The 24,114-nt window shown below is 64.5% G+C and carries 20 protein-coding genes and 1 tRNA gene; 11 read left to right on the forward strand and 10 right to left on the reverse strand.

The window, feature by feature from the left end:
- Positions 1-33: 33 nt before the first annotated feature.
- Together AC06DU_RS08240 and AC06DU_RS08245 are read right to left on the reverse strand one after the other, a co-directional pair.
- A complete protein-coding gene (locus AC06DU_RS08240) occupies positions 34-501 on the reverse strand; it encodes an energy transducer TonB (protein WP_065032393.1) in 468 nt (155 codons plus the stop codon).
- 349 nt (positions 502-850) lie between these two features.
- A complete protein-coding gene (locus AC06DU_RS08245) occupies positions 851-1,513 on the reverse strand; it encodes an energy transducer TonB (protein ID WP_478204018.1) in 663 nt (220 codons plus the stop codon).
- 111 nt (positions 1,514-1,624) lie between these two features.
- Here AC06DU_RS08245 and serS point away from each other — a divergent pair, with 111 nt between their 5' ends.
- The 8 genes from serS to AC06DU_RS08285 all read left to right on the forward strand — a co-directional run bounded on the left by serS (position 1,625) and on the right by AC06DU_RS08285 (position 10,856).
- Positions 1,625-2,905 carry a serine--tRNA ligase gene (serS, locus tag AC06DU_RS08250; RefSeq protein WP_478204019.1) on the forward strand — a complete coding sequence of 427 codons (1,281 nt, stop codon included), beginning with the start codon at positions 1,625-1,627 and terminating at the stop codon, positions 2,903-2,905.
- A 472-nt stretch (positions 2,906-3,377) separates the two neighbouring features.
- Entirely contained in the window at positions 3,378-4,394 is a 1,017-nt protein-coding gene (locus AC06DU_RS08255) for a LysR family transcriptional regulator (protein ID WP_016903391.1), read from the forward strand.
- Between the two features lie 321 nt (positions 4,395-4,715).
- Positions 4,716-4,805, forward strand: a tRNA-Ser gene (locus AC06DU_RS08260).
- 138 nt (positions 4,806-4,943) lie between these two features.
- Positions 4,944-5,639: a helix-turn-helix transcriptional regulator gene (locus tag AC06DU_RS08265; RefSeq protein ID WP_435014610.1), complete on the forward strand. Its 696-nt coding sequence runs from the start codon at positions 4,944-4,946 to the stop codon at positions 5,637-5,639.
- A gap of 67 nt (positions 5,640-5,706) precedes the next feature.
- Positions 5,707-6,081, forward strand: coding sequence for a VOC family protein (locus tag AC06DU_RS08270; protein ID WP_435014611.1), 375 nt, complete (start codon positions 5,707-5,709; stop codon positions 6,079-6,081).
- Between the two features lie 3 nt (positions 6,082-6,084).
- Positions 6,085-6,543, forward strand: a complete 459-nt coding sequence (locus AC06DU_RS08275) for an EVE domain-containing protein (protein WP_478204021.1) — start codon at positions 6,085-6,087, stop codon at positions 6,541-6,543.
- 1,132 nt (positions 6,544-7,675) lie between these two features.
- On the forward strand, positions 7,676-8,752 hold the full coding sequence (locus tag AC06DU_RS08280) for a catalase family protein (RefSeq protein WP_478204023.1): 1,077 nt from the start codon (positions 7,676-7,678) through the stop codon (positions 8,750-8,752).
- A gap of 310 nt (positions 8,753-9,062) precedes the next feature.
- Positions 9,063-10,856: a methyl-accepting chemotaxis protein gene (locus AC06DU_RS08285; protein ID WP_478204025.1), complete on the forward strand. Its 1,794-nt coding sequence runs from the start codon at positions 9,063-9,065 to the stop codon at positions 10,854-10,856.
- Positions 10,857-10,993: 137 nt separating this feature from the next.
- Here the strand turns inward: AC06DU_RS08285 and AC06DU_RS08290 are convergent, their stop codons facing one another.
- Positions 10,994-11,368 carry a nuclear transport factor 2 family protein gene (locus tag AC06DU_RS08290; protein WP_478204026.1) on the reverse strand — a complete coding sequence of 125 codons (375 nt, stop codon included), beginning with the start codon at positions 11,366-11,368 and terminating at the stop codon, positions 10,994-10,996.
- A gap of 122 nt (positions 11,369-11,490) precedes the next feature.
- Positions 11,491-12,042, reverse strand: coding sequence for a CPBP family intramembrane glutamic endopeptidase (locus AC06DU_RS08295; RefSeq protein ID WP_478204386.1), 552 nt, complete (start codon positions 12,040-12,042; stop codon positions 11,491-11,493).
- 706 nt (positions 12,043-12,748) lie between these two features.
- Here AC06DU_RS08295 and AC06DU_RS08300 point away from each other — a divergent pair.
- Complete coding sequence (locus tag AC06DU_RS08300) at positions 12,749-13,141, forward strand: hypothetical protein (protein WP_478204028.1); 393 nt, start codon at positions 12,749-12,751, stop codon at positions 13,139-13,141.
- A gap of 234 nt (positions 13,142-13,375) precedes the next feature.
- On the opposite strand, the gene AC06DU_RS08305 is transcribed toward AC06DU_RS08300, so the two are convergent.
- Complete coding sequence (locus tag AC06DU_RS08305; protein WP_478204030.1) at positions 13,376-13,807, reverse strand: carboxymuconolactone decarboxylase family protein; 432 nt, start codon at positions 13,805-13,807, stop codon at positions 13,376-13,378.
- Between the two features lie 260 nt (positions 13,808-14,067).
- Between AC06DU_RS08305 and pdxR the strand changes: the two genes are divergently transcribed.
- Entirely contained in the window at positions 14,068-15,492 is a 1,425-nt protein-coding gene (gene pdxR, locus AC06DU_RS08310) for a MocR-like pyridoxine biosynthesis transcription factor PdxR (RefSeq protein ID WP_478204031.1), read from the forward strand.
- A 10-nt stretch (positions 15,493-15,502) separates the two neighbouring features.
- Here pdxR and AC06DU_RS08315 read toward each other — a convergent pair whose 3' ends face one another.
- The 4 genes from AC06DU_RS08315 to AC06DU_RS08330 form a co-directional block, all read right to left on the reverse strand.
- Positions 15,503-15,907, reverse strand: a complete 405-nt coding sequence (locus AC06DU_RS08315; protein WP_478204033.1) for a hypothetical protein — start codon at positions 15,905-15,907, stop codon at positions 15,503-15,505.
- A gap of 184 nt (positions 15,908-16,091) precedes the next feature.
- Positions 16,092-18,203 carry a methyl-accepting chemotaxis protein gene (locus AC06DU_RS08320; protein WP_054592772.1) on the reverse strand — a complete coding sequence of 704 codons (2,112 nt, stop codon included), beginning with the start codon at positions 18,201-18,203 and terminating at the stop codon, positions 16,092-16,094.
- A gap of 414 nt (positions 18,204-18,617) precedes the next feature.
- Positions 18,618-19,802, reverse strand: a complete 1,185-nt coding sequence (locus AC06DU_RS08325; RefSeq protein ID WP_478204035.1) for an FAD-dependent monooxygenase — start codon at positions 19,800-19,802, stop codon at positions 18,618-18,620.
- 37 nt (positions 19,803-19,839) lie between these two features.
- On the reverse strand, positions 19,840-20,304 hold the full coding sequence (locus AC06DU_RS08330; protein ID WP_102580913.1) for a MarR family winged helix-turn-helix transcriptional regulator: 465 nt from the start codon (positions 20,302-20,304) through the stop codon (positions 19,840-19,842).
- A 449-nt stretch (positions 20,305-20,753) separates the two neighbouring features.
- On the opposite strand from AC06DU_RS08330, the gene AC06DU_RS08335 reads away from it, so the two are divergent.
- On the forward strand, positions 20,754-23,579 hold the full coding sequence (locus AC06DU_RS08335; protein ID WP_478204388.1) for a hybrid sensor histidine kinase/response regulator: 2,826 nt from the start codon (positions 20,754-20,756) through the stop codon (positions 23,577-23,579).
- A gap of 40 nt (positions 23,580-23,619) precedes the next feature.
- On the opposite strand, the gene AC06DU_RS08340 is transcribed toward AC06DU_RS08335, so the two are convergent.
- Entirely contained in the window at positions 23,620-23,964 is a 345-nt protein-coding gene (locus AC06DU_RS08340; protein WP_104575153.1) for a response regulator, read from the reverse strand.
- Positions 23,965-24,114 lie beyond the last annotated feature (150 nt).

Here is a 24,114-nt window from a genome sequence, read left to right on the forward strand (position 1 = left end):
GCCACTGCGATCCGACTTGGTTGATGATCCCGCTCAGTGCTCGGCGGTGAACTCCACCGGCACCTGCACGCTGCTGACGACGGCGTGGCCATCGCGGGTGGCTGGCTCGAAACGCCACTGACGCAAGCTGTCCATCACCGCTGCATCCAGGCGCGGGTCATTGCTGCCGCTGCGATCGACGATACTCACATCGCTCACCCGGCCTTGCACGTCCAGCTGCAGTCGCGCGGTGCGGCTGCCTGCGATCCCGGCCTGCGCGATGTCCGACGGGTAGCTCGGCACCGCATTGCCCGGCAGCGGAATCGCTTCTTGGGTGCTGATCGCCGCGCGCGCGGGTTGGTGCGCGATCATGGTCATCGCACGCGGACCCTCCGAGGTCGGCAGGATCTGGCGACTGGCCGCAGGCGCGGGGCGCGTGTCGGTCGCAAACGATTCATCGCTATGGCGGGCCCACCACCAGGTCGGCACCACCACCAGCAACGCCAGCAGGGTCGCCCACAGCCATGGCGAGGCGCCGTCGGCCGTGTCGTCGCCCACGCGGTCTTCCGCATGCACGGGGCGCTGCGGCAGTGCCTGGGTAGGGTGTGACGAAGGATTGGAGATGAAGGACATGGCCGGCCTCCTGGCGCATCTTTGGGATGACGTGGCCAGTCTGGTCGGACTTGCCTGAGGGCCAGCTAAGGCAGGGCGCTCAGGAAGGTTTAAACGGCGGTAGACATTCAGCTTGGTCAAGCCGAGTCGGGGGCTGGTTCGCCCCGCCTTGTCCGGTTAACGCGCAGTGGTGTTCGTGGATTGCGGCAGTCTGGCCGCCGTCGTGTGCGGTGCGCACGACGCGGCGTATCGGCGGGGCTTACTGCGCCGGCTTGAACTCGAACGGGATATCCAGACTGCCGGCAATCGGCTGGCCGTTGCGCTGCGCCGGATGGAAGCGCCAGTGACGCACCGCTTCCATCGCGGCGCGGTCCAGATCGCGCGAGCCGCTGCGTTGCACCAGTGTCACCCCGCCCGGATTGCCCGCCGCGTCCACGTCCACCCGCACCACCACATCGCCGGCATCGCCGCGACGCAGGGCAGCCGAGGGATAGCGCGGCGGCGGCATCTGGCCCTGCATCGGCACCGGGCGATCTCCGCCTGCAGCCGCCGCGGTGTTTGCCGGTGCTGCGCCCGGCGCGCCGGGAACCGCGTCCTCCGGCAAGGGCGTCGGCGCGGGCGAGGCTGGCGGTGCAGTTTCCACCAGTGTCGGGGTTTCTTCGGGTGGTTTGGCCTGTGGCATGTCGCTGGCGCCGTCCTGGGCCGGCAGCGGCGCGGGCAGCGGCTGGATGTTGTCGTCGGCCTGCGCACCCGCAGCCGGTTGCGCCGGCGAGGCCTTGTAGAAGTCGTCCTTGCGGCCGGTGGCCCACACCAGCAGGAACAGCAGCAGGCCGGCAACGAAGGCGATACCGGCAATTTTCAGGGTGTGGCGGGGCAGTCGCAGGACAATCTGCCGATCGGACGCAGGGCGGGGCGCGGGCATAGGGCTCACCTGAAGGATCGGGCCAATTCTGGCATAGCGGCGGTGAATCGATCGCAGCAGGTGGCGGAACAGGCGATAATCTCGCGCTTCCTACCGACACACAGACTCCCGATGCTAGATCCGGCCCTGCTTCGCCAACATCCCGCCGACCTTGCCGAGCGCCTGCGCAGCACGCGCAGTTTCTCCCTGGACACTGCGGAACTGGAGTCGCTGGAAAGCGAGCGCAAGCGCATCCAGGTGCGCACGCAGGAACTGCAGAGTCAGCGCAACTCCAAGTCCAAGGCGATCGGGCAGGCCAAGGCCAAGGGCGAGGATGTCACTGCGCTGATGGCCGAAGTGGCCGGTTTCGGCGATGAGCTCAAGGCCTCCGAAGACGCGTTGGAGGCGATTCGCGCCAAGCTGGAGACCATCGCGCTGGGCCTGCCCAATTTGCCGGCCGACGACGTGCCGCAGGGCAAGGACGAGAGCGAGAATGTTGAGCAGTCGCGCTGGGGCACGCCGCGCCAGTTCGACTTCCCGGTCAAGGACCATGTGGAACTCGGTGCACCGCACGGCTGGTTGGACGGCGAGACTGCCGCCAAGCTGTCGGGTGCGCGTTTCACCGTGCTGCGCGGGCCGGTCGCGCGGCTGCACCGCGCGCTGGCGCAATTCATGCTCGACCTGCATGTCGGCGTGCATGGCTACGAAGAAACCAACGTGCCGCTGCTGGTCAATGCCGAGTCGATGCGCGGCACCGGGCAACTGCCCAAATTCGAGGACGACCTGTTTCAGACCGAAGTGGGCGAGTCGCGCCGCTATCTGATCCCCACCTCGGAAGTGCCGCTGACCAATATCGTGCGCGACGAAATCGTCGATGCCGAGCGTCTGCCGTTGCGCATGACCGCGCACTCGATGTGCTTCCGTGCCGAAGCCGGCAGCGGTGGCCGCGACACGCGCGGCATGATCCGCCAGCACCAGTTCGAAAAGGTCGAGCTGGTCACCGCCTGCGCACCGGAACACAGCGATGCCGAGCATCAGCGCATGACCCGCTGCGCCGAAGTGGTGCTGGAAAAACTCGGCCTGCCGTATCGCAAGGTGCTGCTGTGCACCGGCGACATGGGCTTCTCGGCAATCAAGACCTACGATCTGGAGGTGTGGCTGCCATCGCAGGACACCTATCGCGAGATTTCGTCGTGCTCGAACTGCGGCGATTTCCAGGCGCGGCGCATGCAGGCGCGCTGGCGTAACCCGGCCAGCGGCAAACCGGAGCTGCTGCACACGCTCAACGGCTCCGGCACTGCCGTGGGACGCGCGATGATCGCGGTGATGGAGAACTACCAGAACGCCGACGGCTCGATCGATGTGCCCGAGGTGCTGCGTCCATACATGGGCGGGCTCGAGCGGATCGGATAAGAGCGGCGGAGGCTCCGGCTGCGCGGTGTCCAGGCGGGCGCGGCCGATGCCTGGAATGGGCGTGTATCTTCATGCTCGATGTCGGGCGGGCAGGCAGCCTCGACTGGCGACTGGCGACTGCCAGCTCCGGCTCGCTCGTCAGCCTTGTTGAGCGTGTTGCTCGCGCGGCCGCTCAGCTGCCCAGGTTGCGATGGCGTAGCTGTTAAACATATTGATGAGGAACGGGGCCATCACTGGCCCCGTTTGCATTTTCATGGCGCACGGCCTGCTGTGGCGCCTGGAAGACCCCGGCGGATCTAGCGAGCGCTACCTGCCGACATCTGTGCCGGGTGCTGGGCGTTGCCTTGGTAAAAAAGATGAAGCTCCATGCGCAAGAGTTCGATGGTCTGGCTGCAAGGAACTACATTTCTGATGTATCAGGTCGTTGCTCTGTTGGAATAAAGGTGGTTAAATGTCACTTATCGTTCTATCCATGGATGCCTGCGCCATGCACGACCTGAATGACCTGTACTACTTCGCGATGGTGGTGGACCACGGCGGCTTCGCCGCAGCCGAGCGTGCGCTCGGGATCCCCAAGTCGCGCCTGAGCCGCCGTATCAGCCAGCTCGAAACGGATCTTGGCGTGCGCCTGCTGCAGCGCTCCACGCGCCGCTTTGCGGTCACCGACGTCGGCACCAGCGTGCACCGGCACGCGCAGACCATGCTGGCCGAAGCCCAGGCCGCGCGCGAGGTGGTGGATCGTCTCAGTGCCGAGCCGCGCGGTCTTGTACGTGTGAGCGTTCCGGTCTCGCTGGCGCAGATCCAGCTGCCCAAGCTGTTGCCGGAATTCCTGGCCAAGTACCCCAAGGTGCGGCTGCAACTCAACATCAGCAATCGCCGCGTCGACGTCATCAACGAGGGCTACGACATCGCGCTGCGCGTGCGATCGCGCCTGGACGACGACGGCAGCCTGGTGATGCGCAGCTTCGGCCAGGTGCAGGAGTTGCTGGTGGCCAGCCCCAAATACCTGGACCGTGCCGGGCGCCCCAAGGACCCGAGCGAGCTGGCCAACCACACCACCATGAGCACCAGCGAAGACGAAGCGCACCAGCGCTGGGAACTGCACGGCCCCAATGGCGAGATGCGCCGCGTGGACCTGCAGCCGCGTCTGGCCGGTTTCGATTTCCCGCTGCTGCAGTCGATGGCGCGCGATGGCTTCGGCATCACCATGCTGCCGGAAACCGTGTGCGCCCAGGCAGTGCGCAGCGGCGAGCTGGAAGTGGTGCTGCCGCACTGGTCGCTGCCGCAAGGCATCTGCCACGCGGTGTTCGCCTCGCGCCGCGGCCTGCTGCCGGCGGTGCGGGTGTTCATCGACTTCCTGGCCGAGCACCTGCCGCAGGAAATTGAGCGTTCGCGCCTTGATTGCGGCGGTAACTGCGCCGAGCTGGCCGAAAAGCTCAAGCGTGCGGCCGCGACCGCACCGCGCCTGGCCGTGGCGGAAGCCGGCTGAGCGCCGTGCCTGTTCGTGGCTGAAGCCGGCCAAGCGCTGCGCCTGGTCATTGACGTCGGCACATCAGTGCTGTCGCCTGGCAGCGCTGCGTAATCGAGAACGCTGCGTAACCCGGCAAACGGAACCGCTTGGCAGAGCTGTGCAGCTCAACAACACGCGGCGCTTAGCAAAGCGCGTCCGGGCATGCGAGAATGCGCGCCCGGGAGCAATCCCGGGTCGATGGCAGCGCGCAAAGCAGAGTTCATCGACACACGTCACCCGCATCGCGCGTGGCGCAAGCGTGATCATCCGACGCCTTTGGCGGTCACGCAAAGCAGCATCGGAGAGATGGCCGAGCGGTTTAAGGCACCGGTCTTGAAAACCGGCGAAGGGTCAAACCTTCCGTGGGTTCGAATCCCACTCTCTCCGCCAGCCCGCCGATTTCACGCCGTGGCGCGAAATTCTGCGCGATGGCGACGCCAAAGCCGCCGATTGCCGCATGGCTGCTGTACCTGCCAAGTCTCATCCTGCCACCATATGGCAGCAGGAAGTGACTATAAGCTTGCTTGCATGTCCCGCTCCGAACGCCTTTTCGACCTTCTCCAGACGCTTCGCCGCCACCGCCGTCCGGTGAGCGGCAAGGTGCTGGCCGAAGAGATCGGCGTCAGCATCCGCACCCTCTATCGCGATATCGCCAGCCTTCAGGCGCAAGGCGCCACCATCGAGGGCGAGCCGGGCGTCGGCTACGTCCTGAAACCGGGATTCCTTCTGCCGCCGCTGATGTTTCCGGTAGAGGAGATCGAAGCGCTCGTCTTGGGCTCGCGCTGGGTAGCGGACAGAGCAGACAATCATCTGCGTGATGCGGCGAGAAGCGCACTGGCGCGGATCGCCGCCATATTGCCACCCGAACTGCGCGACGAGCTGGATGCGTCGTCACTGCTGGTCGGGCCTGGTGCCAACATCCCGGCCGACGCGATCGACCCGGCGCTGCTGCGCAAAGCGATCCGCACCGAACGCAAACTGTCGCTGTCCTATCGCGATGGATCAGGGACAGGATCGGAGCGTGTGGTTTGGCCGTTCGCGCTCGCCTTTTTCGATCAAGTGCGCGTTTTGGTCGGATGGTGCGAACTGCGCCAGGATTTTCGCTCCTTCCGCACGGATCGCATCGCCTGTGCGGAGATAGTCGACGCCCGCTATCCCAAGCGACGTCAGGTGCTGCTGAAACAGTGGCGGGAGATCCAGAAAATACCGCGCCCGGACGCCTGATACTGCCGGAAACTGGCAGCATCAGGTCATAAGGTTATGCCTGTCCAACGAACGACAGGTGCAACTCATGACCAACAGCAACAGCATTCTTCTCTATGTGACCGACGCGCTGAAGAGCGCCGCCTTCTACACGAAACTGCTCGGGCAGGAACCCGCGGACGCAAGCCCGACCTTCGCCATGTTCATCCTGCCCTCCGGCCTGGGGCTCGGCCTCTGGGGCAAGACGGGCGTGGAACCCGCGCCGGCGGCTGTGGGCGGCGGCTGCGACATAGGGTTCAAGGTCGATACGGCTGCCATGGTCGATGCGACCCATGCTGATTGGCGGAACAAGGGCGCGGATATCGCCCTGCCGCCCACCGACCTCGATTTCGGTCGGAGCTTCGTCGCCGCCGATCCGGACGGGCATCGTCTGCGCGTCTACACCGTAAACGAGGAGATGTGAGCCATGTCCAAGGCCTGGATTGCCGTCGCCTCGGCGGAGCATGTCCGGATCGGTCGAGAGGCCGGCTTCATGCAGGCCTGTCACGGCAAAGCGGCGCCGCTCAGGCGCATCAGGCCGGGCGACTGCGTGATCTACTATTCGCCGACCGTCACCTTCGGGGCCAAGGAACGTTGCCAAGCCTTCACCGCGATCGGCGCAGCGCGCGATCGCGCACCTTACCAGGTGGAGATGGCAAGCGGCTTCAGGCCCTGGCGGCGGGATGTCGTTTGGCAGGCTGCGGAAGAAACCCCGATCCGGCCACTGCTTGGCCGGCTCGCCTTCGCCCAGGTCGGCGCCAACTGGGGCTATCAGCTTCGCTTAGGTTTGTTCGGTATCGACGAGGAAGATGCCGACGTGATCGCGCAGGCCATGATGCATGGGCGTCGAGAGAGCGCCTCGAACGTCGCTATTTCCGCCTCATAAACGCAAATTTCCGCGCACGGCGGCAGAGAATGCGGCGTTAGAGGGCTATAGCGTGGACGTAGTGCTCATCATCGTCGGGCGCGGTCCTCCATATGTCGCTGCAGAGCACTAAGGCGCCCGCTTTTTTCGAGACCCGCCGATTCGTCATGGCGGGCAGTGCCGTGCCGTTTGCAGCGGACCGTGCGCAGGGCAGCTGCCAACCGATGTGGCCAACGCGTCTGCAAATCTCTGCCGTCTGTCTCGGCGCAGCAGCTGGTTCATGGCCATCATCTGCTTGCCGTCCCCGCGATTGCTGCAGCCGATGCTGAGCAACGCCGGGACGGCCTTTCCACGCGGTCAAATTCGCCATGGGCGCTTCCAATGTCTGGTCGACATCATCGTCCGCGTCGCATCTTTCGCATGATTTCGGCGCTCGCGCTTTGCCTGGTGCTGCCTGCAGCACCGGCTGCTGCGGCTGACAGCATTTCGCCCGGGGATTGGCGCGGAATCCTGTTCACCCGCGGCGGCACAGGGCCGGTTTATGTCGTTCTGAGAGCGCGCGCAGGCAGGTGCTTTGACTGCCTGGATCGGTGCCAACGATAGAGGCTACTGCCGGGGGCTCAGCGACAGCCAAGCCAGGATGCAGATGCGTCCTGATGGCAGCGCCGTGCTTTCGCTGCTCTTGAATGGTCAACGCGATATGGCGTTGTTTGAGCGGGTGCCCTGACCTCGATGCAGGCGCAGGCTGCCAGCGCGACAACACCGCCGTCTTTCAAACGGTGATTACTGTGTGTCGGCGTGCTGATGGAAGTTAATCCTTGCGGCAGCGAGCGAGGAACAACAGCAAGGACGTGGCCTGGCTATAAATTGTTCATGGAATGATCAAGATCAGCCGCCTGCAAGGACTGCCGCGGGCTTTCTCCAACGAAGCGGCAGCTTCGACTAGAAAAGCGAAACGAATGCCGGGCGTGGACTGGATCGCGCGTCTATTAGCCATTGCCATTGCCATTGCCATTGCAAGGGCAGGGCAGGGCAGGGCAGGGCAGGGCAGATTAAGTGTGCGGCCCTCGACAAGTGACTGTCCCCGGCTTCGACGGAGCGTAAACAGCGGGTGTAGCACATTGGCCTGACCAGCCATAAAGCCAGGAACCTCATGAACGCGCCCGTCGAATACCGCCCCGATCTGGAAACGCCCAGCGTCAGCGAGCAGGAAACCATTCGTTCGCTGGAAGCGCTGTTCGTCGACATGGCAACGACGGTGGCCGAAAAGGAAGGACATGCGCACCGCGCAGTCCATGCGAAAGGGCAGGGCCTGTTTACCGCCAGGCTCAGCGTATTCAACGATCTGCCCGAAGAGCTGCGACAAGGCCTGTTCGCAGGGCCCGGGCAATACGATGCTTACATCCGCCTGTCATCGCCACCTGCAGAACAACTGAGCGATGCTGTCTCGACCCCGCGCGCCCTGGCGTTGAAGGTGTTGGGTGTCAGCGGCGAACGCGTCGAGGGCGGAGACGAGAAGCACAGCCAGGATTTCTTGATGGTCAATGGCCCTTCCTTCACCACCCCCGGTCCCGATGGTTTCTTGCGTAATTTCCGCGTGCTGGCGACGACCACGGAAAAGGCGCCAGGTGCCAAGGCGGCGCTTTCAAAAGTGCTTCGGGGTGTCGAGCACACGCTTGAAAAGATCGGCGGGGGAAGCGGCAGCATCAAGCAGATGGGTGGACAGCCGCAGGTTCACCCCCTGGGCGAGACGTTTTTCTCGCAGGTGCCGTACCTCTACGGGCGTTACATCGCCAAGTTCTCGCTGGCGCCGGTGTCCAGCAATCTCGTTGAACTCGATGGGCAGGAAGTTGGCGACTCCCAGGACGCGCAGCGCGAGGCCGTTCATCACGCCATCAGCACCCTGGACAGCCCGGCCGAGTGGGAGCTGCGCGTGCAGCTGTGCCGGGATGTGGAAAAGATGCCGGTCGAGGATGCGTCGATAGAATGGCCGCAATCCATCAGCCCCTTTGTGGCAGTCGCGCGCGTGGTGGTCGAGCGCCAGGCCGGTTGGGACGGAGAGAACTCGCAGCAGCTGGAAGACCGCATCGCCTTCTCGCCGTGGCATGCCTTGGCCGCGCACCGGCCGCTGGGCGCCATCAACCGGGCGCGCCGTATCGTGATGGCAGCCTCGCGCCGATTCCGCTCCGAATTCAATCGCTGCCCGATCCACGAGCCGACTGGCATCTAGTTGTTCTCGCTGCTTGCCTCGTGTCATGCAGCCTCTCTGCATCCGCGGGCCGGAGTGCCCCGGATCGCAGCTGCCAGGCAAGGATTCTGACAAGTCGTTGAGCGACTGCGGCGACCAGCTTGGCATGCCAGGGTGACCACCGCCGCGTTTGGCAAGGAGTAGCAGGCCTCGGGCTCGATCCATCAGGACTAGTGCTTCTGCCTAGCTGAATGCTCGACTCACCCAGGGTGGTGGATCGGGAAAGGACCATCAAGAAAGGCCGTTTGCCGCCGCTAGGGACGCATCCCCAACGCAAGCAGCAGAGGCCGCTATGTTTTTCTCCGATAGCCACAAGGTGGACGCACTGACCAAGGCGGTTGATGCCACGTTGAAAGGTGGCAGTGCGCAGTGGCCCAACAACGGATCGGCTCTGCTGCTCAAGAAGATGGCCGAGCGCTTGTATGCGGCCCAGCAGGAGCGTGATCTGGCCAAGGCCGAGGCGGAAGACGCGGCCACCGCATTACGCCATCTGGAGGGCCGTTTCGAGCTGGTCGCCAGCGGTACGACTGACGGGCTCTGGGATATTGGCGTCATCGCCGGCGATCCCAGCCACCCCGACAGTCCGGTGTGGTGGTCGCCGCAGATGCGCCGGCTGCTGGGCTTTGCCTCTGAACAGGATTTTCCCAATGTCCTGGACAGCTGGGTTGCATGCCTGCACCCGGATGACAAGCAGCCGACGCTGGATGCCTTTGCGGCGCACCTTGCCGATCGCAGCGGTCGAACTCCTTACGACGTCGAAAACCGCCTGCGTCTGAAATCCGGCGAATATCGCTGGTTTCGCGCATTCGGCACCACCGAGCGCGATGCGCAAGGCTTGCCGCTCCGTGTGGCGGGTTCGCTCACCGACATCACCGAGCGTCGCGAGCGCGAGCAGTTCCTCGACATCACGCTGACGCGCTTCGAGCTCGGCTCACAGATGCTCAGCGATGGCTTGTGGGACATGAGCGTGATCGCGGGTGACCCGATCAATCCGAACAACGAGTTCTGGTGGTCGCAGCAGTTCCGCCATCTGCTCGGCTTCGAGTCCGAGCAGGACTTCCCCAATGTGCTCGATAGCTGGGCGTCACGGCTGCACCCGGAAGACAAGGGGCGTTCTTTGAACGCGTTCGCGGCGCATTTGAACGACCGAAGTGGCCGCACCAACTTCGATATCGAGTATCGCCTGCAGCTCAAGAACGGCCAGTACCGCTGGTTCCGCGCACGCGGCCTGACCAAGCGCGCTGCCGATGGCACGCCGTTGCGCGCGGTTGGAGCATTGATGGACGTGGAAGCCGGGCGTCAGCTGGGCGAGGTGGCAAATACGCTCAGCAGTGCGGCAGGCGACATCGTGCGCAGCAACGATGACCTGTCGCGGCGCACGGAGCAGCAGGCAGCGGCGCTCGAGGAGACCGCAAGTTCCATGGAGGAGATGACCAGTATCGTTCGCAAGAACGCCGAAGGTGCGCGTCAGGCCAATTCGCTGGCGAGCAAGGCCGCAGAAACCGCGCTGCATGGCGGTGAGCTGGTCAATGGTGTCGTCAGCACCATGGCGGCAATCCAGGCGTCGTCGCGGAAGATCGGCGAAATCATCACCGTCATCGATGGCATCGCGTTCCAGACCAATATCCTTGCCTTGAACGCGGCCGTGGAAGCGGCGCGGGCTGGCGAGCAGGGACGTGGCTTTGCGGTCGTTGCGTCCGAGGTGCGCAGCCTCGCGCAGCGCTGCACCATGGCGGCCAAGGAGATCCGCGACCTGATCGCCGATTCGGGTGCGAAGGTGGGGCAGGGCGCGGAGCAGGTCAACGTGGCGGGCAAGGCCATGGAAGAACTGCTTTCCTCGGTGCGGCAGGTCAACGACATCATGAGCGGCATCGCCGCGGCCAGTCACGAGCAGAGCGCTGGCATCGAGCAGATCAATCAAACCATCTCGCAGATGGATGCAGCGACCCAGCAAAACTCCGCTCTTGTTGACACCATGGCATCGTCGGCCCGCGCACTTGAGGATCAGGCGACTGCGTTGGTGGAGAGTGTTGCCAACAGCTCACGCAGCGCCTCCGGCAAGACGAAGCTCGCATTGGCTGCGTAACGCGTGTAGCCAGTGCCGCCCTGTGACCTGGTAATGCCGGGAAGCAGGGCGGTGCACTGGAAACCAGAATGCGTTCAATGGCTTTTCTACACTCGGCCTGAAAAGGCGCCCGGTCTAGACCGATCGCCTGAAATGTTTCATCGGGCAGGTGCGGTGTCGATGCGTGCGCCCGTCGCGAATGAGGCTCTCCGGATTTTTCCATCGACCACCTCGTAGATGCATAGCATCTCAACAAGGCCGATCCCGTCAGGAAAGTTGCGGGTGATGCGCTCCGCGTCGGCGACGATGTTGCCGACGACGGTCCGCGACAACAGCTGCGCATGCAGGTCCGGCTCCTGAAAGCAGGCCAGAAACCGCTCGCGAAGCATGACATGCCCCTTTGCCAGCTGTGGTCCGTGCAAGGTGTAATGCTCGGCATCGTCAGCATAGGTGGCCAGCAAGGCGTCGATATCCTTGGCGTTGTAGGCATCCAGCTGCGCTTGAACGATCGAGAGCAGGCTATCGGTGGTCATGTCTGGACAATCTGCTCATGCAGGGGACGACAGGGCGCTATCGTCCAGCATCCGTGGATGACGTGACAAGGATTTGCTGGCAGTGAGGCACACCGAAGCAAGCGGGTCCTGGTAGGTATTTGCTAGTACCAACCCAGATACAGCGTCGCAATGCCCCAGGTGTCGATCAAGCCATGCGCCAGGATCATCGCCCAGAGGTTGCGCTGTGATCGCAGATAGACATAGCCGAACAAGGCGCCGACAAGCCCGGTCAGCAGCACCCCCGAGATGCCTTGGGTCAGGTGCATCGCGCCAAACAGGGCTCCCCCTGTCACTGCCGCCATCACGCGTCCGCCACGATGGCGGCCCAGCAGGTGATCGAGGTGGTGCATCAGGAACGCACGGAAGACCAGTTCCTCGCCAAGCGCCGCGCTGAGCCAGGCGCCGCCTGCCAGGTGGGCGGCCGCGTTGACGTTGCCAAGCAGTGCGCCGTACCCGCTGTAGTTGGCCTTGGTCCCGGTCAGCGCATCGATCAGCGGTTGCACGAACGGATTGATGACGCCGATGACCAGCGCGAGCAGCAGCAGCGTCCAGCCTAACCAGGCGCGAGACGGCTGAGGCTTTAATCCGCAGGCACTGAGCGAGCGCGTTTCCAGCCAGACCAAGGCAATCCCTAGAATGCCGACAAGCGGCATCCGCCAGGGAAACTGCACCCAGCGGTAGTGCGCCAGTGCGAGGATGACGGCGATCGCTGCGATGCGTGCCAGAGGATGTCCCAGTGCAGGGATGCCCGGGTGGAGATGTGCGCTTGAGGAGCCTTGTTGAAACATGCTGGACAAAGGATCGAGTAGGTCCTCGAACGGTAACCACGAGAGTGACAAGCGTCCTGTGCCAGAGGGCATGGGTTGCTGACTACGAAGAGGGAAAGACATGCGCTGTTTCAGGCGCTCGACCGTGATCCGCACATCAAGTGGGGCCGGCCGATGTCGCCGTGTGCGGTGAAGACGCCGCTGGCAGTGGCTGATTTCAACATTCATCACTGATGGGTTTGCATTGAGTTCAAGCAAGGTCTGCATCAGCACAGCGTTTCAGTTGGCAGCCGCTCCACGCTCTCATTTCATTTTCTGGTGGTGGCCGGGGATTCGTTTCAGGTTGGATTGCAAATCGTTCCGAAGTGACGACGTCCTTGGTGCCTTTGCCATGCGGCCTTGGTTGCCTGATCACAGCTTGAGCATTGATTGCCGCGTTCAACGTCGGATGGCATCGATCATCGATCAACCAGCGTGGTTTCGTCCTGGCATGTTCCTCTTCAAGCAATGGTTCCTCGTTGCAGAAACTGCGTTAGCTGTCGGCAACTGCTGACGTCTGTCATGCAATGCTCTGCTTGAACTCGGCATCACCTTGCTTGTTCAGCTGTTTTTGCGCCGACCGGCAAAACGCACCACCAAGGGCATGTGGATCCGGATACGCTATGCGCTTCCCACAGCGTTGTTGAAAGGTATGGAGCAGTTGAACGAGCAATGGATGACAGCGGTTGTGGATGCCTTGAGCGACCTGCAGTCAGCAAGGGTGGCGCAGGGCGCGGTGCTTGAGGCCCTGGTTGCTTCGCATCCATCTCCGGTGCTGCTCATGCGGTGTTGGGATCGCCTTTCCTCCTCCTTGGTTGCGACCGTTTCGCAACACAAGGCCTCCTCGACAATGGCAAAGCCGATCGAGGCGTATACGCTTGAGCAGTTGGCAGCGTGGACGGATCGAATGGAGCGCTGTTTTCCCCAGGCCAGAGGGCAATCCTAGCCTGGGCTACTGCAAGGCAGCGCTTGCCATTCCGCTCGATGCACAGCACTTGATCATCTAGTGCGTAGCGTAGTCATACGTCGCGCCTGGATCAGCGAAGGCAACAATGAGCAGCCGCTAGCAGTGCTGCGTGCTGGCGCCGGACGCTAGCCGGCCGTTAGGCTCCTGTCCTCAGCCTTGGCGGCTATCAGCGTTGCGTGACAGGGCGGGCGGTCTGCATTGACGCGCTGGACTTTACTGACGCATGCCAATCGCCAAACGATTGAATGCGGCCATCAGCGCGATGGCAAAGCTCAGGTCAGCGATCTCGGCGTCACTGAAATGGGCTTTCAGAATAGCAAAGTCATCATCAGGGGCTCGGCTGTTTGCGATATCTGTCAATGACTCGGTCCACCCCAGGGCCACGCGCTCACGTTCGCTGAAATGCGGACTCACCCGCCACCCGGCCAGGCTGTCCAACTTGGCGTCGGGCATGCCGCCGGCACGTAATGCAGCAGCGTGCATTTCCAGGCAGAAGGCGCAGCCGTTGAGTTGCGAAACGCGCAGGTAGACAAGTTCAATCAGGGGCTTGCCGAGGCTGCTCTGCTCCAGTGCCTTCTTGGTGATGCCAAATCCTTTATAGGCATCTGGAGATAGGGTTTGGTAAGGCAAACGAAGTGTTTTCACGCAGAATCCAGTCTTGAGTCAGTGGCAGCAAGCAGCCGTTTTTAGGAGGCAAACCCGCTGACGCTGCCGCTGCGCCAATGAGGCCGCAGAACAGGGATGAGCGGCGAGCAATGTTCGGGTGCCCGGCGGAACTTCAGCCGCATCTTGTGCGACAACGCCTACTTTAGGAGACTGATGTCCCAGCTGGATGGGGCAAGAATTGAAGATCCGAGTGGGACATGAGTGACAGGGGGCCGTGCGAGCCGGCGCGCGACTTGCCGATGTTTCTGCAGTTGTATTGGCGCTACCGAAACGCAATTGCGCAAGGCGGGCTGCGCCCGGGTGACCGGGTGCCTTCGGTGCGCAGTCTTGCCAGCGAAGTGGGGGTTGCGCGTGGAACGGTAGAGAAGGCTTACGAGCTGCTCGTGAGTGAGGGCTACCTTCTGACCAGGGGGCCAGCCGGAACCGTGGTGTCGCCCATGGCATGTAGCGTGGGCGCTGGCCGGCGTCAGCGTCACCCTCCGCCGCGCGCGGTGCCTTCGCTGGACACGTCGTCTGCAGGCGTGCTCAGCAGGCCCTTCCAACTCGGCGTGCCGGCGTTCGATGCATTCCCCTGCAAGGTGTGGAAACGCCTGGCGGGGCGTCACCTGCGCTCGCTGGATACGGCAGCCATGGGCTACCCTGAAGCGGCAGGTTATGAGCCACTCCGCCGTGCCATTACCAACTACCTGGTCAGCGCTCGAGGCGTTGCCTGCACATACGAGCAGGTGTTCGTGACCGCAGGCTACCCGGGTGCCCTGGACTTGATCTGTCGCACCCTGCTGAAAACAGGAGATGTCGGCTGGTACGAAGATCCGGGCTATCTGTTCGCCCGCCAGTTCCTGCAGCGCTCCGGGATGCAGCTGCAGCCGGTGCCAGTAGACGAGGAGGGCTTGAACGTAGGCGAAGGTCTGAAGCAAAGCCCTGCGGCTCGATTCGCCGTGGTCACACCTTCCCATCAAAGCCCGACAGGCGTAGCGCTGTCATTGCCTCGCCGCCTGCAATTGCTGGACTGGGCCAGCCAGGTCAATGGATGGGTGATAGAAGACGATTACGACAGCGAATTTCGTTACCACGGCAGGCCCCTCCCGGCGCTCAGTAGCCTGGATGACAATGATCGCGTGCTCTATACGGGGTCTTTCAGCAAGGTGCTTTTCCCTGGTCTTCGCCTGGCCGATCTGGTTGTCCCCAAGGCCCAGACCGAACGTTTCACCGATGCAGCCGGGCAGTTTGGCGGTGTGGGATCCTTCGTGTCACAGGCCACGGTCGCCGAGTTCATGGAGCAAGGGCACTTCTCCCGTCACTTGCGCAAGATGCGCGCACTCTACAGTCAGCGGCGCAGCTATTTGGTCGATGCGCTCAGCGATATCTTTGGCTCGCGCATGGCGATCCAGCCCCAGGCAGGCGGACTCCAGGTGCTGGCCTACCCCAGCACGGGGCAAAGTGATGCGCTGCTGGCGCAGGCCGCCCAAGCACACGGACTGCCACTCCAGGCATTGAGCAGGTGGCGAATGCGCCCCTCACCGTCCGGCGGTTTGCTGATGGGATTCTCAGGCTTTGCAACGCGAGAACACGCGTGCGCCTCGGTTCAACGGCTACGAGCAGCGCTGGATGACGTGTGGGCGCCTGCAGGGCATCGCGTCCGTGCTGCATCGCCCCGGGCCTGAAGCACTTTGATCAACGCCCACCCTGAAAGCGGAAGGTGAAGCGCATGTCCGACGCGGCGGCCGTTGCCGAGTCTGCTGGCGGGGCAGTGGCGGCGACCAACGTCAACTGGCCATCGGCCACAGGCACCGGGATGCCAAGCGTGAGATCGATCTGTTTGGACCAGCCGCCGCCGAGCACGGTGGCCCTGACGATCAGCCGGCCCGCCACGACGCATTGCACCTCGGCCGGGCAACGGCTGTCTTCGATGACGCGGTCGGGACGTAACTTGGGGCCATCGACCGCCGCGATTTCTCCCAGCCGCACCGGGCCTTCGATGGGCTGGCTGGTGATGGACCCAGCTGCCGCGCACGCGGCAAGCCAGGCGACCAGAAGCGTTGCAAGCATCAGCGTGCGGAAGGGGCGGAGGCGTTCCATTGCGGCAATCATGCCCGTGTGTTGTGGAGATGCAAGCTGATGTTTCGGTGCGCTGTGCGGATGTAGCGACCACATCAATGCGATGCAGCGTCACTTCGCCGTGATGCGCCCGCGCAAGTGCGCAGCATTGCGCGAGCGCAGGCAGCAACACGGCCAGTCACTAAGGATCGCACTACCCGGTCAGTCAGATCACCGAGGCATTGACCTTGAACACCTCGACCGCCTGCGTCAGCTGGGTCGAATGCGCTTCCAGCGAGCGCGCCGCCGTGCTCGCGGCTTCGACCAGGCTGACGTTCTGCTGGGTGGTTTCATCCATCTGGGCGATGGTCAGGTTGACCTGTTCGATGCCGCCGGCCTGTTCCTGCGAGGCGGCGGAGATGTGGCCCATGATGTCGGTGACATGCTGGACGCTGGTGACGACCTCGCCCATGGTGGTGCCGGCCTTGTGCACCAGCGTTGCACCGTCGGCAACGCGCTGCACGGAGTCGTCGATCAGGCGTTTGATCTCCTTGGCGGCGTCCGATGAGCGGTGCGAGAGGGTGCGCACTTCCGAGGCCACCACGGCAAAACCGCGGCCTTGTTCGCCGGCGCGTGCGGCCTCGACGGCGGCATTGAGCGCGAGGATGTTGGTCTGGAAGGCGATGCCGTCGATGACCGAGATGATGTCGGCAATACGCCTGGACGAGGCTTCGATGCCGGACATCTGTTCGATGACCTGGCCAACCACGTCGCGTCCCTCCGAGGCGATGGCGGCGGCGCCCAGCGCGAGCTGATTGGCACGGCCGGCGTGCTCGGCATTCTGCTTGACGGTGGAGGTCAACTCTTCCATCGAGGCAGCGGTTTCTTCCAGGCTGGCGGCCTGTTGTTCGCTGCGGCGGGACAGTTCCTGGTTGCCGCTGGCGATGTCTTCGGCGGCAAAGCCGATGCTGTTGGAGGTGGTCTGGATATGCGTGACGATGTCGGTGAGGCGATGCACGGTACTGTTGGCATCGTCGCGCATGGAGGCGAACACGCCGTGGAAGTTGCCGGTCATGCGCACGGTCAGGTCGCCATCGGCGATGCACCGCAGCAGGTCGGAAAACCTGGCCAGGTTGGTGTCGGAGGTGGCCATCATGGTGTTGAGGTTTTCGACCATCAGGCGGAAGTCGTGTTCGAACTTTTCCGGCTGGCCGCGCAGCGCGAAGTTGCCGGCGCAGGCAGCCTGGGTGAGCTGCTGGATCTGCGCGTTGATGGCGCGCAGGTTCTGTTTGACCTGCTGCATGGTGGCGGTGATGGCGGCCTTTTCGCCGGGGTATTGCTCGATTTCGGGAGCCAGGTCGCCGATGGCGTAGCTGCCCATGACCTCGGTCATGCGCAGCTGGGTCTGTACGTGCGCATGCACCAGGGCGTTGGTGTCCTGCACCATGTGCCCGTATTCGCCGGGGAACTGCTGGGCGTCGGTGCGGTAGCTGATCTCGCCGGCATCGTGGCGGGCCGCCATGTTGCGTTGGGCGGAGATCACATCCTGCAGGCGGCGCTGCATCTGTTGCATGGCGCGCAGCAACTGGCCGGATTCGTCCTTGCTGGTGGGCAGGTCCTGGCTGCGCAGGTCGCCGTCGTTGATGCGCTCGGCCAACCGCAGCGATTGGCGCAAGGGCAGCACCACGCTGCGGGTCAGCAACCACGCAATGGTGGCGCCCAGCAGCAAGGCGATGACGGTGGAGACCACCATCAGCATTGCAAAGCCGCGCGCGGTGGTCACCGCGTCCTTGGCTGCCGCGCGGTTCTTGGCTTCCTGCAGGTCGATGAAGGCGTTGATGCTGGCCAGCCAGGCGACGAAGGCGGGGCGCGCCTGCTGCAGCAGGCGTTGTTCGGCATGCGGCTTGTCGGCGCCATCGCGGAACGCGCGCACCTGCGCGATCAACGGCATGGTGCGCTGCTCGATGGCCTTGATCCGTTGGAGGATGGCCTTTTCTTCCGCGTCCGTGGAGGCCGCGATCATGTCGTCCAGTGGCTTGGCGGAGCGGGCGTAGTCCGCGGCGAGCTTGTCGATCGATTGCTCTGCCGTGTGCCGCTCTGCCGGGTCGTCCAGCAGCACGACATCGCGCAGGGCGATCGCGCGGTCGTGCACGCTGCCGCGGAAATTGATCGCATAGCGTTGCTTGACGCTGTTCACTTCGTTGATGGCGGTGAGCTGCTGGTCGATGCTGCGTACGCGCTGGATGCCGACGACGGTGAGGATCACCATCAGGACAATGATCGCGAGGAAGCCGAGGGCCAGGCGCTGACCGATGCGCAGATTCGAAAGCAGGGACATAGGGAGTTTGATCGGTGATCCGGCGAGCGGAAGAGCGGGGGAGAATCCCAGCAACAGCTGGGAGGCGATGCGCCCGGGACACCGATGGGGTCGGCAGCGTTGCCGCTGCACGAAGGATGTCTCGACCTGTTCGTTAGCGGCCTGCGTCAGCGGAAATGAAACCGCCGGCGGTGGCAGGATTCATCCACGGTTGGCTTCGCAATGCCGTCAGGCTATGGCGATCAGAACGCAAGCCAGCGGTCGCGGCCCCAGCGCAGCGCTTTGGTGCCGGTCAGCGCCGGGGCAGAAGCGGATTCAGGCACGGCAAGTGACCGAGGCGTGGAGACGGCCGCGGCGCCGGTGCTGCGGCCGATGGCGGGCGTCGATCAGCATGCATCGTGCCGCCACCGCAGCACGGCCGCCATCCAGGCGGCCTCAGTCATAGCGCGACAGATCCGGCGCCTTCATCGACGGCGTCATCAGCTTGGCGGCAATGTTCTGGATGCTGGGTTGGCTGGCGAATTTCAGTGCGCCGTGCAGCAGCTGGATGCCGAGCCGGCTGTGCGGATTCATCAGGCGCGGGCCGATCTTCGGCACGCCCTGGCCTTGTTCCACCATCGGCCGCATGGCGTCGGCGTAGGCGGCGAAGGCCTGTTCCAGCGTTGCGGCGCGTGCGATCTCGTTGGCCAGCACGTAGCCGCCGGTGACCGCAAGAGTGGCGCCGATGCCGGCCAGCGGGGTTGCGCACCAGGCGGCGTCGCCGGTCAGCACGACGCGGCCGGCGTGCCAGCGCGGCATGCGCACCTGCCGTAAGGCATCGAAGTAGAAATCGTCGGTGGTGTCCATGCCGTCCAGCACCCGCGCAGCCTGCCAGCCGGCGTCGGCGAAGCGTTCGCGCAGATAGGCCTTCTGGGTCGCCAGGTCCCAGTCCTGCTCGCCCTCGGGGGCTTTCTGCAGCGACAGCATCGCGCGCGTGGTGCCGTGCTGGTCCGGGCGCAACGAGATGCTGCGCCCGCCGGTGGTGTGATACCAGCGCCACAGGCGGTCGTCGTCGGCGGTGCGTGCGATGGTGAAGTAGGCAATGGTCAGATCCATCCAGCGCGGGTCGTTCTCGCCGGGAAACACCAGCTCGCGTGTGGCCGAGCCGACGCCTTCGGCGACGATGACGGCATCGAAGTGGTCGCTGCGTCCGCTCTGGAAGCGGACGGTGGCAGCCTCGCCGTCGTCGTCGATGCTGGCGATGCGGTCGCCGAAGCGGTACTCGGCCGTCTGGCGTGCGGCGTCGTAGAGCAGGCGGGCGAGGTCGCCGCGCAGGATTTCCAGCTCTGCGGTCGGGCCATCGCCATCGATGTCGTCGGTCGTGAAGGTCGCCACCGCATGGCCGTGGTCGTCGACCCAGGCGGTGCCTTCCTCACCGGTGCCGTGATCGAGTGCGGCCTGCTCCAGGCCCATGCGCTGCAGGACCTCGCGGCCGACGCCGCGCACGTCGATGTTCTGGCCGCCATCGCGAAACTGCGCGGCCTGCTCGACGACGCTGACGTCGAATCCCTGCCGGGCGAGGGCCCAGGCCACGGTGTTGCCGGCGACGCTTGCGCCGGTGATGAGGATGCGACGCGCCATGACAGATCACCCAAAAGAAGAAATATCAGAAGTGATATTACATACCCTGGTCGCGCTGCTCCAGGTTGGCGATCAGGCGCTGCATGAACGCGACAGTCTGCTGCGCCTCCTCGGGGGAGAAGTCCTTCAGCGCATCGGCATTGAGATCGATCAGTATCTTGCCGCCGATCTCGGCGATCTTGCGCCCGCGCGGCGTGAGCGAGACCACTGCGGCGCGGCGGTCCTGCGGCGCCGGGGCGCGCTCGATCAGCTGCAGGCCCTCCAGCTTGTCCAGCAGGGCCACCATTGCCGGCTGCTTCACCGCCGAGTCGATCACCAGGTCGCGTTGCAGCATCGGCCCTTTCCAGGACAGCAGCATGATCGGCCCGAGCAGTGCCAGCGACATCCCATGCGGGCGCAGTTGCGCATCCACCAGACGATTGAAAACCCGCGCAGCATGGTTGGCCAGATACCCCGGGGCCACCGCAGCCAGCGGGTGAATGAGTGCATCGCGATCCTGCATTTGCGTCATCGTGCCACGCCGTTGGGCCATTTCGCGATTTTATCCGGGCACGCGCACCGCCGGGCATCGCCGGCGCGCCGCGGCGCGGCGCGGCATCCATGCCGGCTGCCGCGGCAACACGCCATGGTGGGGCCGGCGCGCAGTCGGCAGGCATCGTCACCTGAGTGTTGTAACGTAGGCGGGCGCTGCACGCCTTGCAGGGCGCCACCGGCAACGCCGGATGGCGCTGGCAGGTGCGGCCGGCATCTCGGCCCGTTCCGTTCCTGCCTGCCGGCGCTGCGCGGCGTTTGATCCTGGTTCTTCTTCAATGGTTCGTCAAAGATGCTTGTTTGGGTGATTGGTAAGCCGTCCGCGCACCGCGTTGCGTATTGTCCGCATGACGACTGCCGCTGGGCGGCAGCGCGCCTGGGCACCACGTGAGCGCGCCGTTTCCGTATGGCGACAGCGCCATGGCGCAGGCCGTGCGCGCCTACGACTGGGCCGCAACACCGCTGGGGCCGACCATGCAGTGGCCGTCGCCGCTGCGCAATGCGGTCAGCCTGATGCTCAGCTCGCCGGAAAGCATGTATGTGGTGTGGGGCGATGCGCTGACCTTCTTCTACAACGATGCCTACACGCCGATTCTGGGTCCGCGGCAGCCGCATGCGCTGGGTGCGCCGCTGCGGGAATTGTGGGCCGATGCCTGGGAGGCGGTACGTGCGCCGATCGAGGCCGCGTTCGCGGGGCGCGCCTCGCGCTTCGAGGAAGTGCCGATCGGCATGAACCGCTACGGCACGCCGGAAGACACCTGGTGGACATTCTCGTTCTCGCCGATCTATCTGGATGATGGGCGTGTGGGCGGCGCGTTCTGCGTCACCAACGAAGTCACCGACCGCAAGGTGGCGCAAAACCGGCTTGCCGATGAGCACGAGCGGCTGATCCGGTTGTTCGAGCAGGCGCCGATGTTCATGGCGTTTCTGAGCGGTCCGCAGCATCGGGTGGAGTTCGCCAACCCGTGCTATTCGCGATTGATCGGGCACCGCGACGTGATCGGCAAGCCGCTGGCCGAGGCCCTGCCGGATCTGGTCGAGCAGGGGCATCTGCATCGCCTGGACGAGGTGTACCAGTCCGGGCGTGCCTATGCGGCCAATGCGCTGGCCTACAACGTGCAGGCCGAGCCGGGCGGCCCGGTGGAGCGACGCCTGCTGGATCTGGTCTACCAGCCGATCGCCGGTGCCGACGGCACCGTTTCCGGCATCTTCGTGCAGGGCCTGGACATCACCGACCGCATCGGCCTGGAACGCGCGGTGCGCGAGGCGGAAGTGCGCAACCGGCAGATCCTGGACAGCGTGATGGACTACGCGATCATCGCCACCGACCTGCACGGCCTGGTCACGTCCTGGAACGAAGGCGCGCAGCGCATTCTGGGCTGGAGCGAGGCCGAGATGCTGGGCCAGACCCTGGAGCGCACCTTCACCCCGGAAGATGTGGAGCGCCGGCAGATCCTGATCGAGGCGGCGGCGGCGCTGGAAAGCGGCAGCGGCATGGACGAGCGCTGGCATGTACGCAAGTCCGGCCAGCGTTTCTGGGCGAACGGGTCGCTGATGGTGCTGCGCGACGAAACCGGCGCGGCGATCGGCTTTGTCAAGGTGTTGCGCGACCGCACCGCCGAGCGGCTGGCCAGCGAAGCCCTGCGCGAGAGCGAGCGCCGGCTGGATGCGCTGGTGCGCGCGTCCTCGCAGTCGATCTTCTCGGCCAGCGCCGACTGGCGCGAGCTTCGCCAACTGGTTGGCGAGGGGGCGCTGAGCGATGCGCTCTCGGCAAGCTTGAACTGGCAGCAGGAGATGGTGAACCCGGACGATCGCGCGCGGCTGGCCGAGGCCATTGCGCATTCGATCGTCAACAAGACCGGGCTGGACGTGGAATACCGCGTGCTGGATGCCGATCAGCGGGTGGGTTGGACCCTGATGCGCGCGATCCCCTTGCTGGACGAGCGCGAGCAGATCGTGGAGTGGTTCGGCACTGCGGCCGACATCACCGACAAGCGGCTGGCCGAACAGCAGCTGCGCCAACTGACCGAAACGCTGGAAGAGCGCGTGCGCGAACGCAGCGCGGCGCTGCTGCTGGCCGAGGAAAAGCTGCGCCAGAGCCAGAAGATGGAGGCGGTCGGCCAGCTGACCGGCGGGCTGGCGCACGACTTCAACAATCTGCTGACGGCGATCAGCGTTGGTCTGGAGCTGTTGCAGACGCGCATCGAACAGGGCAAGTACGACCGCCTGGAGCGCTACGTGGAAATGGCGCAATCCAGCGCCGCGCGCGCCACCGCACTGACCCAGCGGTTGCTGGCGTTTTCGCGCCGGCAGACCCTGGCGCCCACCGCGCTGGAGGTACAGGCGCTGGTGCAGGGCATGCACGACATCATCGCGCGCACGCTGGGGCCTTCGATCGCCTTGCAGCTGCGCCCTGCAGCCGACCCGTGGAAAGTGCTGGTGGATGCGCCGCAGCTGGAAAACGCGCTATTGAACCTGTGCATCAACGCGCGCGATGCGATGCCCGATGGTGGCGAGCTCACCATCGCCGTCGCCAACCGGGTGCTGGACGCCGGCGCCGCCCAGCAGCTGGACCTGCCGATCGGCGAGTACGTGTGCCTGAGCGTGCGGGACACCGGCACCGGCATGAGCGCCGATGTGATGTCCAAGGTGTTCGAGCCGTTCTTCACCACCAAGCCGATCGGGCAGGGCACCGGTCTGGGCTTGTCGATGATCTACGGATTCACCCGCCAGTCCGGCGGCCACGTGCGCATCGATTCGGAGGTGGGCGTCGGCACCACCATGGCGCTGTACCTGCCGCGCTTCGATGGCGTGCTGGCGCAGGACGAGGCGGTGCCGGCGACCGAGCAACCGCTGCGTTCCACCGCGCCAAGTTGCACGGTGCTGCTGGTGGAAGACGAAACCGCGATCCGCGTGCTGATGTCCGAAGTGCTGAGCGAAGCGGGCTACCGCGTCATCGAGACCGCCGAAGGCAGCGCCGCAGTGGAGCGGCTGCGCTCGCAGGAGACGATCGATCTGCTGGTGACCGACGTCGGCCTGACCGGTGGATTGAACGGACGTCAGGTCGCCGACGCGGGGCGGCAGTCGCGGCCGACGCTGCCGGTGCTGTTCGTCACCGGCTACGCGGCAACCGCGGCGGTGGGCGCCGGGCAACTGGAGGACGGCATGGAAGTGCTGACCAAGCCGTTTCTGGCCGTGGACCTGGAACGTCGCGTGGCACAGTTGCTGGAACGCAAATCGCACTGAGGCCTGCGTGCAGGCTTGGCGATGATTCGGTCGGGGTTGCTTACAGCGCGGTCTGCACGATGCCCAGCAGGTCGCGCAACGAAAACGGCTTGGTCAACAGACGCATGCCGGTATCGAGAAAATCCGCACGCTTGGCGATGGACCCGGCATAGCCGGTCATGAACACGATGGGCAGGGCGGGATACAGACGGCGCGCATTGTCGGCAAGGTCGCGCCCGTTCATGCCGGGCAGGCAGATATCGGAGAGCAGCAGATCGAACGGACGCGCCTGGTTGAGCTGCTTCAGCGCCTGCTCGGCGTCTGGCGACGCGATGACCTGGTAGCCCTCGTCACCCAGGATATCTGCGGTCATCGCACGAATGGCATCGTCGTCTTCGACCAGCAAGATACGGGCGTTACATGATGCGTGGTTCACCGCAGTCCTCGAGCGATCGCAACCATGCGATGCACTTCAGGTGCAACGCTAGGCCCACGCGCGTGACGAACGTGTCGGAACTGTCATAAAGCGCGGCGCAGGTCACAGCACGCTACCGAT

The organism is Xanthomonas sp. NCPPB 3200 (assembly GCF_056393585.1).

Coding starts and splice junctions, on each gene's coding strand:
- AC06DU_RS08325 (WP_478204035.1), bottom strand. CDS start 19,802: ATGGCGCGTCGCATCCTCATCACCGGCGCAAGCGTCGCCGGCAACACC.
- AC06DU_RS08280 (WP_478204023.1), top strand. CDS start 7,676: ATGAACGCGCCCGTCGAATACCGCCCCGATCTGGAAACGCCCAGCGTC.
- AC06DU_RS08315 (WP_478204033.1), bottom strand. CDS start 15,907: ATGGAACGCCTCCGCCCCTTCCGCACGCTGATGCTTGCAACGCTTCTG.
- AC06DU_RS08330 (WP_102580913.1), bottom strand. CDS start 20,304: ATGCAGGATCGCGATGCACTCATTCACCCGCTGGCTGCGGTGGCCCCG.
- AC06DU_RS08335 (WP_478204388.1), top strand. CDS start 20,754: ATGGCGCAGGCCGTGCGCGCCTACGACTGGGCCGCAACACCGCTGGGG.
- pdxR (WP_478204031.1), top strand. CDS start 14,068: ATGTTTCTGCAGTTGTATTGGCGCTACCGAAACGCAATTGCGCAAGGC.
- AC06DU_RS08245 (WP_478204018.1), bottom strand. CDS start 1,513: ATGCCCGCGCCCCGCCCTGCGTCCGATCGGCAGATTGTCCTGCGACTG.
- AC06DU_RS08265 (WP_435014610.1), top strand. CDS start 4,944: ATGTCCCGCTCCGAACGCCTTTTCGACCTTCTCCAGACGCTTCGCCGC.
- AC06DU_RS08270 (WP_435014611.1), top strand. CDS start 5,707: ATGACCAACAGCAACAGCATTCTTCTCTATGTGACCGACGCGCTGAAG.
- AC06DU_RS08320 (WP_054592772.1), bottom strand. CDS start 18,203: ATGTCCCTGCTTTCGAATCTGCGCATCGGTCAGCGCCTGGCCCTCGGC.
- AC06DU_RS08255 (WP_016903391.1), top strand. CDS start 3,378: ATGGATGCCTGCGCCATGCACGACCTGAATGACCTGTACTACTTCGCG.
- AC06DU_RS08295 (WP_478204386.1), bottom strand. CDS start 12,042: ATGCCGCTTGTCGGCATTCTAGGGATTGCCTTGGTCTGGCTGGAAACG.
- AC06DU_RS08290 (WP_478204026.1), bottom strand. CDS start 11,368: ATGACCACCGATAGCCTGCTCTCGATCGTTCAAGCGCAGCTGGATGCC.
- AC06DU_RS08285 (WP_478204025.1), top strand. CDS start 9,063: ATGTTTTTCTCCGATAGCCACAAGGTGGACGCACTGACCAAGGCGGTT.
- serS (WP_478204019.1), top strand. CDS start 1,625: ATGCTAGATCCGGCCCTGCTTCGCCAACATCCCGCCGACCTTGCCGAG.
- AC06DU_RS08275 (WP_478204021.1), top strand. CDS start 6,085: ATGTCCAAGGCCTGGATTGCCGTCGCCTCGGCGGAGCATGTCCGGATC.